Source organism: Escherichia sp. MOD1-EC6300 (genome assembly GCF_002965045.1).
GTDB lineage: Bacteria > Pseudomonadota > Gammaproteobacteria > Enterobacterales > Enterobacteriaceae > Escherichia > Escherichia coli_F.
The window spans coordinates 1-13,688 of the sequence record NZ_PTRH01000015.1 but is presented as its reverse complement, the minus strand read 5'-3'; the positions used below and the strand labels follow the sequence as shown (position 1 = coordinate 13,688).

Below are 13,688 nucleotides of genomic sequence, written 5' to 3'. Positions count from 1 at the left end.
AATTTAATCCTCTAACGTCGCGTATTGCATGATTTTTTCTTGTGTCGCTTCATTTGCGCTAAGTTCGCCAGTAATTCGACCACTGCGCATCACTAAAATACGGTCGCACATTCCTAACACCTCCGGCAATTCAGAGGAGATCATGATGATTGATTTCCCTTTTGCCACCAGGCGATTCATTAACTCATAGATTTCCAGTTTGGCGCCAACATCAATGCCGCGAGTGGGTTCATCGAAGATTAAAATATCAGTATCTTTACACACCCAACGTGCAATTATAATTTTCTGCTGATTTCCTCCACTTAGATTTAATGCAGCCTGTTCAAGATTTGGCGTTTTAATCCTTAACGCTTTTACCTGTTCCTCACTGGTTTGTTGGCAACGACGCGAATCGACATTCCCAAAACGATCGGAATACTCAGGGTAATTTCCTAACATAATATTTCGTTCAACAGATAAATTCAGTGCCAACCCTTCTTTTTTTCGGTCTTCCGTCAGGTAACTAATTCCCTGCTGAATAGCATCCGAAATATCTTTAATAACGGTTTCCTTACCATTTAACTTTAGCGTTCCGCTGTCAATGGAGTCCGCACCAAAAATCGCACGCGCAAGTTCAGTACGACCTGCCCCCATCAGTCCGGCAAAGCCGAGGATCTCGCCACGATAAAGCGTAAAATTAATATCGTTCAGTACGCCTTTGCGCGTCAGTCCGTTGACCTCCAGAACCGGCATCCGCTGCTGTATGGCCTCGCGGCGGGGATAGATATTCCCTAAATCGCGACCAACCATCATGGCAATCAGATCGCTGATTTTTACGCACTCATAATCTACTGTGCTGATGTACTGACCATCACGCATTACAGTCGCGCGGTCGGCAATTAGCGCCAACTCTTCCAGACGGTGGGATATATACACAATGCCGGTCCCCTGTTCTTTCAATAACCGGGTGACGCGAAATAAGCTTTCAATTTCAGTTTCTGTTAACGCCGCAGTAGGTTCATCCATAATGAGAATCCTGGCGTTAACCGAAATGGCCTTGGCAATTTCTACCATCTGTTGTTGAGCTACCGTAAGGTCGGCAACCAGAGTATCTGGTTTGATCGCCAAATTTAATTTTTGCAAAATTTCAATCGTCGCCTTGCGTTGCTGTTTCTCATCCAGACGCCAGCGATTTTTTTTACAAAACTCCCTGCCGATAAAAATATTTTCTTCTACTGTAAGCTCGGGAAATAAATTAAATTCCTGGTGAATAATAGTAATACCTACGTTTTGCGCACTTAACGGATCAGAAAATGAGACTAATTTATCTTCAAAAATTATTTCGCCTTCATCAGGTTGATAAACCCCCGACAAAATTTTCATTAATGTAGATTTTCCTGCACCATTTTCACCTAATAATGCATGAACCTCGCCCCGGCGTAGGGTAAATTGCACGTCATTAAGCGCCAACACTCCAGGAAAGCGTTTGGTGATATGCTTCATTTGCAAAAATGTTTCGGACATTGCAGCTTTCCTCAATAATCAGAAACTGAAAATGTGAAGTACGGCATAAACGTCGCTACTAAAGCCATCTCCACTGTGATACGAATAACCTTTGAATAAATATTCATCGTATCAATCTATTCTTCGCATTTTGCTAACTCGAGTTAGCGATCGCCTTTTAAAGCTATTTTAGGTATACAAATTAGCCAAATCATTTGAGTTAAAACTGTGATGCATAACCATTAAAATCTAATAACCATTTGATTATACGTAAAATTTATTTTTATCCCGCTAAATAATAATTTGACAGAGATCGTATTTTAACCACTTCTCGTGAAGCCCCTCACATTTCAACAACAAAAAAGTTGTGCATAAAAAGCCTACAAACCTAAGCTAACTCGAGTTAGCAAATAATGACCAATACTACTGCTTCGGTGGTTTCCTTTCTCCGCCTTAGCAGAGCGCCAATAAAGCGAGATGAGGAATCCTGATGAAAATTAATACGTTACCGAAAATTGGTATCCGCCCGGTTATTGACGGTCGTCGCATGGGTGTTCGTGAGTCGCTTGAAGAACAAACAATGAATATGGCGAAAGCTACGGCCGCACTGCTGACCGAGAAACTGCGCCATGCCTGCGGAGCTGCCGTCGAGTGTGTCATTTCCGATACCTGTATCGCGGGTATGGCTGAAGCTGCTGCTTGCGAAGAAAAATTCAGCAGCCAGAATGTAGGCCTCACCATTACGGTAACGCCTTGCTGGTGCTATGGCAGTGAAACCATTGACATGGACCCTACCCGCCCGAAAGCCATTTGGGGCTTTAACGGCACTGAACGTCCCGGCGCTGTTTACCTGGCAGCGGCTCTGGCAGCTCACAGCCAGAAAGGCATCCCGGCATTCTCCATTTACGGTCATGACGTTCAGGATGCCGATGACACATCGATTCCTGCCGACGTTGAAGAAAAACTGCTGCGCTTTGCCCGCGCCGGTTTGGCAGTCGCCAGTATGAAAGGTAAAAGCTATCTGTCGCTGGGCGGCGTTTCGATGGGGATCGCCGGTTCCATCGTTGACCACAACTTCTTTGAATCCTGGCTGGGAATGAAAGTCCAGGCGGTGGATATGACCGAACTGCGTCGCCGTATTGATCAGAAGATTTACGACGAAGCAGAACTGGAAATGGCGCTGGCCTGGGCTGATAAAAACTTCCGCTATGGCGAAGATGAAAATAACAAACAGTATCAACGCAATGCCGAGCAAAGCCGCGCAGTTCTACGCGAAAGTTTACTGATGGCGATGTGTATCCGCGACATGATGCAAGGCAACAGCAAACTGGCCGATATTGGTCGCGTGGAAGAATCACTTGGCTACAACGCCATCGCTGCGGGCTTCCAGGGACAACGTCACTGGACCGATCAATATCCCAATGGCGACACCGCCGAAGCGATCCTTAACAGTTCATTTGACTGGAATGGCGTGCGTGAACCCTTCGTCGTGGCGACCGAAAACGACAGTCTTAACGGCGTGGCAATGCTAATGGGCCACCAGCTCACCGGTACCGCTCAGGTATTTGCCGATGTGCGTACCTACTGGTCACCAGAAGCAATTGAGCGAGTAACGGGGCATAAACTGGACGGACTGGCAGAACACGGCATCATCCACTTGATCAACTCCGGTTCTGCTGCGCTGGACGGATCCTGTAAACAACGCGACAGCGAAGGTAAACCGACGATGAAGCCGCACTGGGAAATCTCTCAGCAAGAGGCTGACGCTTGCCTCGCCGCGACCGAATGGTGCCCGGCTATCCACGAATATTTCCGTGGCGGTGGTTACTCTTCCCGCTTCCTTACTGAAGGCGGTGTCCCGTTCACCATGACCCGTGTCAACATCATCAAAGGCCTGGGACCGGTACTGCAAATCGCGGAAGGCTGGAGCGTTGAGTTACCGAAGGATGTGCATGACATCCTCAACAAACGCACCAACTCAACCTGGCCAACCACCTGGTTTGCACCGCGCCTCACCGGTAAAGGGCCGTTTACGGATGTGTACTCGGTAATGGCGAACTGGGGCGCTAACCATGGGGTTCTGACCATCGGCCACGTTGGCGCAGACTTTATCACTCTCGCCTCCATGCTGCGTATCCCGGTATGTATGCACAACGTTGAAGAGACCAAAGTGTATCGTCCTTCTGCCTGGGCTGCGCACGGCATGGATATTGAAGGCCAGGATTACCGCGCTTGCCAGAACTACGGTCCGTTGTACAAGCGTTAATACATTACTCCCTGATGTGATGCCCGGTCGCTCCGGCTACCGGGCCTGAACAAGCAAGAGTGGTTAGCCGGATAAACAATGTTATCCGGCTATATTGCAGGAGCGATTATGAAACAAGAAGTTATCCTGGTACTCGACTGTGGCGCAACCAATGTCAGGGCCATCGCGGTTAATCGGCAGGGAAAAATTGTTGCCCGCGCCTCAACGCCTAATGCCAGCGATATCGCGATGGAAAACAACACCTGGCACCAGTGGTCTTTAGACGCCATTTTGCAACGCTTTGCTGATTGCTGTCGGCAAATCAATAGTGAACTGACTGAATGCCACATCCGCGGTATCGCCGTCACCACCTTTGGTGTGGATGGCGCTCTGGTAGATAAGCAAGGCGATTTGCTCTATCCGATCATTAGCTGGAAATGTCCGCGAACAGCAGCGGTAATGGACAATATTGAACGGTTGATCTCCGCACAGCAGTTGCAGGCTATTTCTGGCGTCGGAGCCTTTAGTTTCAATACGTTATATAAATTGGTGTGGTTGAAAGAAAATCATCCACAACTGCTGGAACGCGCGCACGCCTGGCTCTTTATTTCGTCGCTGATTAACCACCGTTTAACCGGCGAATTCACTACTGATATCACGATGGCCGGAACCAGCCAGATGCTGGATATCCAGCAACGCGATTTCAGTCCGCAAATTTTACAAGCCACCGGTATTCCACGCCGACTCTTCCCTCGTCTGGTGGAAGCGGGTGAACAGATTGGTACGCTACAGAACAGCGCCGCAGCAATGCTCGGCTTACCCGTTGGCATACCGGTAATTTCTGCAGGTCATGATACCCAGTTCGCCCTTTTTGGTGCTGGTGCCGAACAAAATGAACCCGTGCTCTCTTCCGGTACCTGGGAAATTTTAATGGTCCGCAGTACGCAGGTTGATACTTCACTGCTAAGTCAGTACGCCGGTTCCACCTGCGAACTGGATAGCCAGGCAGGATTGTATAACCCCGGTATGCAATGGCTGGCATCCGGCGTGCTGGAATGGGTGAGAAAACTGTTCTGGACTACTGAAACGCCCTGGCAAATGTTGATTGAAGAGGCTCGTCTGATCGCGCCTGGCGCGGATGGCGTGAAAATGCAGTGTGATTTATTGTCGTGTCAGAACGCTGGCTGGCAAGGAGTGACGCTCAATACCACGCGCGGACATTTCTATCGCGCGGCGCTGGAAGGGTTAACCGCGCAATTACAGCGCAATCTACAGATGCTGGAAAAAATCGGGCACTTTAAAGCCTCTGAATTATTGTTAGTAGGTGGAGGAAGTCGCAACACATTGTGGAATCAGATTAAAGCCAATATGCTTGATATTCCGGTAAAAGTTCTCGACGACGCCGAAACGACCGTCGCAGGAGCTGCGCTGTTCGGTTGGTATGGCGTAGGGGAATTTAACAGCCCGGAAGAAGCTCGCGCGCAGATTCATTATCAGTACCGTTATTTCTACCCACAAACTGAACCTGAATTTATAGAGGAAGTGTGAAATGCTGAAAACAATTTCGCCGTTAATTTCTCCCGAACTATTGAAAGTGCTGGCAGAGATGGGACATGGAGATGAAATTATTTTTTCCGATGCTCACTTTCCCGCCCATTCGATGGGACCGCAGGTGATCCGTGCTGATGGCCTGTTGGTGAGCGACTTACTCCAGGCGATTATCCCGTTATTTGAACTGGACAGTTATGCACCGCCGCTGGTGATGATGGCGGCGGTAGAAGGTGACACTCTCGATCCTGAAGTAGAACGACGTTATCGTAATGCGCTTTCACTACAAGCCCCCTGTCCTGACATCATCCGCATCAATCGTTTTGCGTTTTATGAGCGGGCGCAAAAAGCCTTTGCGATCGTTATCACAGGCGAACGAGCGAAGTACGGGAATATTCTTTTAAAAAAAGGGGTAACACCGTAATCTCATACCGGTACGCCCGCATGACGCGGGCGGTTATCGAATGATGGGGTGAAAAATATGAAAGCGGCACGCCAGCAAGCGATAGTCGACCTGCTGCTGAACCATACCAGCCTGACCACGGAAGCTCTCTCTGAACAGCTAAAGGTCAGTAAAGAAACCATTCGTCGCGATCTCAATGAATTACAGACGCAGGGTAAAATTCTGCGCAATCATGGGCGCGCTAAATATATCCACCGTCAAAATCAAGACAGTGGCGATCCCTTTCACATCCGGCTGAAAAGCCATTATGCGCATAAAGCAGATATCGCGCGCGAAGCGCTCGCGTGGATTGAAGAAGGGATGGTGATAGCCTTAGACGCCAGTTCAACTTGCTGGTATCTGGCACGCCAGTTGCCTGACATCGACATTCAGGTCTTCACCAATAGCCATCCGATTTGCCATGAACTCGGTAAACGTGAACGCATTCAACTGATCAGTTCCGGCGGCACACTTGAGCGCAAATATGGCTGTTACGTCAATCCCTCGCTGATTTCCCAACTTAAATCGCTGGAAATCGATCTGTTTATTTTTTCTTGTGAAGGGATCGATAGCAGCGGTGCACTGTGGGACTCCAATGCCATCAACGCTGATTACAAATCGATGCTATTAAAACGTGCCGCGCAATCGTTGTTATTGATTGATAAAAGTAAATTTAATCGTTCAGGGGAAGCCCGCATCGGGCATCTGGATGAGGTCACGCACATTATTTCTGATGAGCGCCAGGTTGCGGCTTCTTTGGTAACAGCCTGACGGAAAGGGTAGCAGGCCGGAGACGACGCCCCGGCCTTGCCTGTTATCGCTCGTCGCGACGACCACCCACCGCAGCCCAGATACGGCGGACGTGCACCGTCACTTCTTCACGATCGTGATACAACTGTCGCGCCTGAATCTGAGCATTTATGCCATGTTCATCAAGCTGTGCCTGAATATACGCCAGATTATGTGACACTTCTTCGTAGCGTTTTTTCATCGGCAGTTTGAGGTTGAAGATTGTTTCACGGCACCAGCCATTAACCAGCCACTGCGCCATCAATGCCGCAACTTTCGCCGGTTTTTCAACCATATCGCATACCATCCAGGAGATATTGCTGCGTGTCGGACGGAATTTGAAACCGTCTTCCCGCAGCCACGTCACCTGTCCGGTATCCATCAGACTTTGCGCCATCGGGCCGTTGTCGACGGAATAAACCCACATGTTGCGCTTCACCAGTTGGTAGGTCCAGCCGCCTGGGCAAGCGCCTAAATCCACCGCCCACATCCCGTTCGCCAGACGTTCATCCCACTCATCCGCCGGAATAAACACATGAAATGCCTCTTCCAGTTTGAGCGTGGAACGACTCGGCGCATCTGCCGGAAATTTCAGGCGCGGAATGCCCATATAGAACGGCGAATTATTGTTGCTGTATGAGTAACCGGTATAGCAGCAACCTGGTGCAATAAAGAATACATGCACAACCGGACGCTTCGGCGTTTCATAGTTCGCCAGCACCCCGGCATCGCGCAAGGCAGCGCGTAGCGGCACGGTGAATTTACGGCAGAATTTCAGCAACTCTTTGCTTTCGTTGGTATCGGCAACTTCAACACGCAGTTCACCGCCCTTCTCTACTACGCCCTGTAACATGCCGACAATGGGGGTAATACGATCTTCTGGCGGCAAATGCTGCAGGAGTTCCCCGACCACAAACCACTGGCGGGCAAAAATTAATGAACTGAACGGCAGCTCACGGATTAACTTATCGCCATCATCAGGTTGATAACATTCATAAATGACATAACCCGCATTCTCTTTCACGCGGGCAAAACCGAAAATTTCCCGCTGGCCGGCTTTATCGGTAATTTCTGCGGCGCACTCTTTTTCAAAGCCCGGACGGCACAGCAATACAACCTTATTCATGACTTACGCCCTTGCGCTTTAAACGGATAGCACCAACTAACATTAACGCCCAGCCCGCGAGGAAGCTCACGCCGCCAACCGGTGTGACAAATGCCCACAAACGCAGATGGGACAGCGCCAGGCAATAAAGGCTGCCGCTGAACAGCACCGTGCCTAACGCAAGGAAAACGCTACTCCAGTAAAACCAGATACTGATGCGACGCTGCATTGCCACCGCCAGACCTAAGATCGCCAGCGTATGGAACGCCTGGTATTCGAGGCCGGTCTGGATCCAGCCCATCTCAACGGCACCCATGGTTTTACTTAACACATGCGCGCCAAAAGCGCCCAGAGCCACAAAAATGAAGCCGCTAATGGCGGCAAAAATCAGCATAAAACGGCTGGTCATGGTCGTACCCTACGTAAATTATTGTTCATAACGAAAGCGGAATTTTTCTTGTTCAGCAGCGGCTTTCGCCAGGATCCATTGACGAAAGGCGGCTATTTTACCCAGTTCTGCCTGACTGTCATGACAAACCAGATAAAAAGCATTTTTACTGACCAGAACATCATTAAACGGGCAAACAAGACGTCCGGCCTCGATTTCAGATTGCGCCATCACGTTATTTGCCAGCGCCACTCCCTGCCCGTGGATAGCCGCTTGCAGCACCATGGCGCTATGACTAAATATTGGTCCTTGCTGAACGTTGATATGATTTAACCCCAATTGGCGAGTATATGTCTGCCAGTCACGGCGAGACGCATCATGTAATAACGTATGTTTAGCCAGATCTTCCGGGGTCTTCAAGGGTTTTTCGCCAGTCAGCAGTAGCGGCGAACACACCGGCAATAAATATTCGGCGTACAGTTTTTCCACCCGTAGCCCCGGCCAGTTGCCCCGACCATAAAATATCGCCACATCAACATCATCCGCCAGCTTATCTTCCTGACGATCAACCGCCTGGATTCGAACGTCAATTCCCGGATAAGCTGAATTAAAGCTGGAAAGTCGTGGAACCAACCAATGAATGGCGAAACTGGGGAGTAAACTGACCGTCAACGCCCCCTTGGCGCTACGGGCCTGGAGTTTACGTGTCGCTTCGGTTAATTGCGAAAATATCTCTTTGATATCGAGGAAATAGCTTTGCCCTTCCTCGGTCAGCAGGAGTGAACGATTACGGCGGCGGAACAGTTTTAGCCCCAGAAAATCCTCAAGAGACTTGATTTGATGACTTACTGCGGCCTGAGTCACAAAAAGCTCTTCTGCTGCGCGAGTGAAACTTAAATGGCGTGCTGCGGCATCAAAAACTCGTAAGGCATTTAGCGGTGGTAATCGTTTAGACATGGCTTTTAAACTTTGATGTTAAATGAATTTAACAATTAGATCACTCTGTGTAACCTATTAGTTTTTTTAATCTGAGCCATTATAAATTGTCCGTTGAGCTTCTACCAGCAAATACCTATAGTGGCGGCACTTCCTGAGCCGGAACGAAAAGTTTTATCGGAATGCGTGTTCTGGTGAACTTTTGGCTTACGGTTGTGATGTTGTGTTGTTGTGTTTGCAATTGGTCTGCGATTCAGACCATGGTAGCAAAGCTACCTTTTTTCACTTCCTGTACATTTACCCTGTCTGTCCATAGTGATTAATGTAGCACCGCCTAATTGCGGTGCTTTTTTTTACCTTGCGATCGCGAATTACTGATCCAGTTCGACCATCTCTTTCACGTCGGTACGGTTGATCTGCTGTTTGTTGCCATTAGCGTCTTTATACGAAATCATACCGGTATCGTTATCAGTCTGTGGTTTGCCGTCAGAGACGATGGTACGTCCGTCATTGGTGTGCATCACATAGTTCGAACCGGAACAGGCGCTCAGGGCAAAAGTCAGCATACAGGCAGAAATAATTGCGGCAGTCTTTTTCATCATCTTCTCCTTAAAGCGATTAATAAATCTTAATAGTATTGATTAACAGGCTAAAATTAACGCCTAACACTATTTAGCATATGTTACTTACGCGGCTTCGCCAGGATATCCAGATAATTCTGATGGTTAGCACTCTCCTTGTATCAAAGTGAATTTTGCGTCACGATCGGTGCATCAAGCCGAGGAGTACCATGAACGTTTTTAATCCCGCGCAATTTCGCGCCCAGTTTCCCGCGCTACAGGATGCGGGCGTCTATCTCGACAGTGCCGCGACCGCGCTTAAACCTGAAGCCGTGGTTGAAGCAACCCGACAGTTTTACAGCCTGAGCGCCGGAAACGTCCATCGTAGCCAGTTTGCCGAGGCCCAACGCCTGACCGCGCGTTACGAAGCTGCACGGGAAAAAGTGGCGCAATTACTGAATGCACCAGATGACAAAACTATCGTCTGGACGCGTGGCACCACTGAATCCATCAACATGGTGGCGCAATGCTATGCGCGTCCGCGTCTGCAACCGGGCGATGAAATTATTGTCAGTGTGGCAGAGCATCACGCCAACCTCGTCCCCTGGCTGATGGTCGCCCAACAAACCGGAGCCAAAGTGCTGAAATTGCCGCTTAATGCGCAGCGGTTGCCAGATATCGATTTGTTGCCTGAACTGATTACTCCCCATAGTCGGATTCTGGCGTTGGGTCAGATGTCGAACGTTACTGGCGGTTGCCCGGATCTGGCGCGAGCGATTACCTTTGCTCATTCAGCCGGGATGGTGGTGATGGTTGATGGTGCTCAGGGGGCGGTGCATTTCCCCGCGGATGTTCAGCAACTGGATATTGATTTCTATGCTTTTTCAGGTCACAAACTGTATGGCCCGACAGGTATCGGCGTGCTGTATGGCAAATCAGAACTGCTGGAAGCGATGTCGCCCTGGCTGGGCGGCGGCAAAATGGTTCACGAAGTGAGTTTTGACGGCTTCACGACTCAATCTGCGCCGTGGAAACTGGAAGCTGGAACGCCAAATGTCGCTGGTGTCATAGGATTAAGCGCGGCGCTGGAATGGCTGGCAGATTATGATATCAACCAGGCCGAAAGCTGGAGCCGTAGCTTAGCAACGCTGGCAGAAGAAGCGCTGGCGAAACGTCCAGGCTTTCGTTCATTCCGCTGCCAGGATTCCAGCCTGCTGGCCTTTGATTTTGCTGGCGTTCATCACAGCGATATGGTGACGCTGTTGGCAGAGTACGGCATTGCCCTGCGGGCCGGGCAGCATTGCGCTCAGCCGCTACTGGCAGAATTAGGCGTAACCGGCACACTGCGCGCCTCTTTTGCGCCATATAATACAAAGAGTGATGTAGATGCGCTGGTGAATGCCGTTGACCGTGCGCTGGAATTATTGGTGGATTAATGACGAACCCGCAATACGCCGGACATCCGTTCGGCACAACCGTTACCGTAAAGACGTTACACGAAACTTTCGCGCCGTTGACTCAATGGGAAGACAAATATCGTCAGCTAATTATGTTGGGGAAACAGCTTCCAGCTTTGCCAGACGAGTTAAAAGCGCAGGCTAAAGAGATCGCCGGATGCGAAAACCGCGTCTGGCTGGGATATACCGTGGCTGAAAACGGCACGATGCATTTCTTTGGCGACAGCGAAGGACGCATTGTGCGCGGCCTGCTGGCGGTGTTGTTGACTGCCGTTGAGGGGAAAACCGCCGCCGAATTGCAAGCACAGTCGCCGCTGGCATTGTTTGATGAGCTGGGATTGCGTGCGCAACTTAGCGCCTCTCGCAGTCAGGGGTTGAATGCGTTAAGCGAGGCGATTATCGCGGCGGCAAAGCAGGGTTAAGCACAAAACCAGGTCGGATAAGACGTTCGCGTCGCATCCGACCTGATTGTTTACCCCTGACGCGCCGCTTTCGCCATCATCTTCTTCAACGCATGAGAAACCGCAACAAAACCAAAGGTGGCGGTCACCATCGTCGCCGCACCAAATCCAGATGCACAATCCATCCGCTTCGGCCCTTCTGCCGTGGCTTTCATCGCGCACACCGTACCGTCTGACTGCGGGTACACCAGCGCTTCGGTAGAGAACACGCAATCCACGCCGAGCTTACCTTTGCTGTTTTTCACTACGCCAAAATCGCTTTTCAGGCGCTCGCGCAACTTCGCCGCCAGCGGGTCCTGAATCGTTTTCGCCAGATCGGTAACCTGAATCTGCGTCGGATCAATCTGCCCACCAGCACCACCAGTCGTGACCAGAGGGATTTTGTTGCGCCGACAATAAGCAATCAGCGCCGCTTTGGGTCGCACACTATCAATGGCATCAATCACGTACGAATAACCGGCACTCATATATTGCGCTACGTTATCCGGCGTCACGAAGTCATCCACCACCGTTACACGGCACTCCGGGTTAATCTGGCGAATACGTTCGGCCATGACTTCCGCTTTGGCCAGCCCGACGTTATCTCGCAGCGCGTGAATTTGCCGATTGGTATTAGTGACGCACACATCATCCATATCGATAAGTGTGATTGCGCCAATACCCGTGCGCGCCAGCGCTTCCGCCGCCCAGGAACCAACGCCACCGATACCGACCACACAAATATGCGCATCAGCAAACAGTTGCAACGCTTTTTCACCATACAGACGCGCAGTGCCACCAAAACGCTGACGCCATGCATCACTAATTACCACAGACATAGCACCTCAGAATTAAAAAGGGCGAGGTTATCCCTCACCCTGTCGTATCCGTCAAAACGGTATACAGAATAACACATCAGCCGCTAAAGACGTTACCTGCGCCCGGGGCGGTTTTCAGCACCCAAACACGTCCATAGTGGTTGTACCAACCTGCGCGGTGTCCGGCTTCCGGCCCGATACCTTGATAAATATCGAAGTGTTGGCCTTTGATTGCACCACCGACATCCAGCGCCACCATCAGCCGCAGTTCGTACTGACCGTTAAATTTGCCGTTATTATCCAGCAGCGGCACTTCTGCCAGTAAGGTTGTACCAGGCGGGATAATGGAACGATCGGACGCAACTGAAGCGCGACCAACCAGCGGCACCGCACTTGCCCCTTTCACCGGAGCAAAAGATTGCGGTTTAAAGAAGACGAAAGACGGGTTCTGTTCCAGCAGCTCGCGAACCTCGGCTTCACTGTGTGTTTCACCCCAGTGACGAATCGCCTGCATCGACATATCTTCTTTTTTCACTTCGCCACGGTCAATCAGCACCTTACCAATACTGCGATAGGCATGACCATTCTTTCCGGCATAGCTGAAGAAGTTAAGCGGACTGCCATCACCAAAATCGATATACCCGCTACCCTGCACATCCATAATGAAGTTATCCATCAGAGAGTTGCTGTAAGCGAGGATGTATTTATCGCTCAATGCTCCCGCGTAGATCTCCGCACGAGACGGCAGACGACCACGTTTTGGCGGCATACGGTAAATAGGATACTGGAACTCGCCCTGACGGGTATGGCGCGCCTGAATGACAGGCGTGTAATAGCCCGTAAACTGCACGTTGCCATAGTTGTCGGCACCTTCCATCTGCCAGGCGTCAATGCCGAACTGACGCATATTGCGGGTATCACCGCCTGCGCGTAGCCACTCCTGCACCGCATTATAAACATTACTCTGGTTGCCATACAGACGCGGTGACGAAGTACGGATATGGTTAATTTGCTCGGCAAAATCACCGGCGTTAATTGGCGCGCCAACGGCATCTGGCTGGTTTACCAGAGAGAAAGGCTGGGTAAATTTCCCGTCTTTATATTGCTGTCCGCGATCGGTTGGTTTGGAAGAGCAGGCGGCAAGCATTGCCACAACCGTGCCCATAAGAAGGTACTTTACCCAACGTCCTTTCATTGTTCTCTTCTTCAGTTTAAAAAATAAGGCGCAATGAAGATAACAAACCGCTGCGTTTAATGAAATGAGCAGCCTCTCCCTGACGCAAATTTTGCACAAAAAACAGGCTTTAGTGATTTGTTTTTGCTCAAAATCATACCAAATCCGTGATCTGGGTAAAAAAAAGGTTGCATGAAAACGCGAGCGGAGTATAGTGCGCATCCACGGACGCGGGGTGGAGCAGCCTGGTAGCTCGTCGGGCTCATAACCCGAAGGTCGTCGGTTCAAATCCGGCCCCCGCAAC

Annotated in this window: 13 protein-coding genes and 1 tRNA gene; 7 read left to right on the top strand and 7 right to left on the bottom strand. The window is 50.2% G+C overall.

Translation table 11 applies throughout. The annotated features are described in order from the left end of the window. Positions 1 to 3 precede the first annotated feature (3 nt). The gene (locus BGE37_RS19400; RefSeq protein WP_105271795.1) at positions 4 to 1,503 is read right to left on the bottom strand and encodes a sugar ABC transporter ATP-binding protein; all 1,500 of its coding nucleotides are present in this window, start codon (positions 1,501 to 1,503) and stop codon (positions 4 to 6) included. A 469-nt stretch (positions 1,504 to 1,972) separates the two neighbouring features. On the opposite strand from BGE37_RS19400, the gene fucI reads away from it, so the two are divergent. The 4 genes from fucI to fucR all read left to right on the top strand — a co-directional run bounded on the left by fucI (position 1,973) and on the right by fucR (position 6,488). Further along, complete coding sequence (gene fucI / locus BGE37_RS19395; RefSeq protein WP_038355742.1) at positions 1,973 to 3,748, top strand: L-fucose isomerase; 1,776 nt, start codon at positions 1,973 to 1,975, stop codon at positions 3,746 to 3,748. 108 nt (positions 3,749 to 3,856) lie between these two features. Beyond that, positions 3,857 to 5,275, top strand: coding sequence for an L-fuculokinase (gene fucK / locus BGE37_RS19390; RefSeq protein ID WP_032185025.1), 1,419 nt, complete (start codon positions 3,857 to 3,859; stop codon positions 5,273 to 5,275). 1 nt (position 5,276) lies between these two features. Beyond that, positions 5,277 to 5,699, top strand: coding sequence for an L-fucose mutarotase (gene fucU, locus BGE37_RS19385; protein ID WP_000920840.1), 423 nt, complete (start codon positions 5,277 to 5,279; stop codon positions 5,697 to 5,699). 57 nt (positions 5,700 to 5,756) lie between these two features. Next, positions 5,757 to 6,488 carry an L-fucose operon activator gene (fucR, locus tag BGE37_RS19380; protein ID WP_010378533.1) on the top strand — a complete coding sequence of 244 codons (732 nt, stop codon included), beginning with the start codon at positions 5,757 to 5,759 and terminating at the stop codon, positions 6,486 to 6,488. Between the two features lie 43 nt (positions 6,489 to 6,531). Here the strand turns inward: fucR and rlmM are convergent, their stop codons facing one another. The 4 genes from rlmM to BGE37_RS19360 form a co-directional block, all read right to left on the bottom strand. After that, positions 6,532 to 7,632: a 23S rRNA (cytidine(2498)-2'-O)-methyltransferase RlmM gene (gene rlmM / locus BGE37_RS19375; protein ID WP_001045520.1), complete on the bottom strand. Its 1,101-nt coding sequence runs from the start codon at positions 7,630 to 7,632 to the stop codon at positions 6,532 to 6,534. Beyond that, positions 7,625 to 8,020 (bottom strand): DUF423 domain-containing protein, encoded by a 396-nt coding sequence (locus tag BGE37_RS19370; RefSeq protein WP_000203905.1) that lies wholly within the window; start codon positions 8,018 to 8,020, stop codon positions 7,625 to 7,627. The genes rlmM and BGE37_RS19370 overlap by 8 nt, the downstream gene beginning before the upstream one ends. 18 nt (positions 8,021 to 8,038) lie before the next feature. Continuing rightward, positions 8,039 to 8,956, bottom strand: coding sequence for a glycine cleavage system transcriptional regulator GcvA (gcvA, locus tag BGE37_RS19365; RefSeq protein ID WP_000044401.1), 918 nt, complete (start codon positions 8,954 to 8,956; stop codon positions 8,039 to 8,041). 350 nt (positions 8,957 to 9,306) lie between these two features. Next, a complete protein-coding gene (locus BGE37_RS19360) occupies positions 9,307 to 9,534 on the bottom strand; it encodes a YgdI/YgdR family lipoprotein (RefSeq protein ID WP_000750398.1) in 228 nt (75 codons plus the stop codon). Positions 9,535 to 9,725: 191 nt separating this feature from the next. Between BGE37_RS19360 and csdA the strand changes: the two genes are divergently transcribed. Both csdA and csdE read left to right on the top strand, forming a co-directional pair. Further along, positions 9,726 to 10,931, top strand: a complete 1,206-nt coding sequence (gene csdA / locus BGE37_RS19355) for a cysteine desulfurase CsdA (protein ID WP_105288347.1) — start codon at positions 9,726 to 9,728, stop codon at positions 10,929 to 10,931. Continuing rightward, complete coding sequence (csdE, locus tag BGE37_RS19350; RefSeq protein WP_032185027.1) at positions 10,931 to 11,374, top strand: cysteine desulfurase sulfur acceptor subunit CsdE; 444 nt, start codon at positions 10,931 to 10,933, stop codon at positions 11,372 to 11,374. Before csdA ends, csdE begins: the two co-directional genes overlap by 1 nt. 50 nt (positions 11,375 to 11,424) lie before the next feature. Here the strand turns inward: csdE and tcdA are convergent, their stop codons facing one another. Continuing rightward, positions 11,425 to 12,231, bottom strand: coding sequence for a tRNA cyclic N6-threonylcarbamoyladenosine(37) synthase TcdA (gene tcdA, locus BGE37_RS19345; protein ID WP_000117724.1), 807 nt, complete (start codon positions 12,229 to 12,231; stop codon positions 11,425 to 11,427). A gap of 76 nt (positions 12,232 to 12,307) precedes the next feature. Continuing rightward, a complete protein-coding gene (mltA, locus tag BGE37_RS19340) occupies positions 12,308 to 13,405 on the bottom strand; it encodes a murein transglycosylase A (protein WP_000678652.1) in 1,098 nt (365 codons plus the stop codon). A gap of 208 nt (positions 13,406 to 13,613) precedes the next feature. Between mltA and BGE37_RS19330 the strand changes: the two genes are divergently transcribed. Then, positions 13,614 to 13,687: transfer RNA gene (locus BGE37_RS19330), tRNA-Met, on the top strand. The last annotated feature ends 1 nt before the right edge of the window (position 13,688 follow it).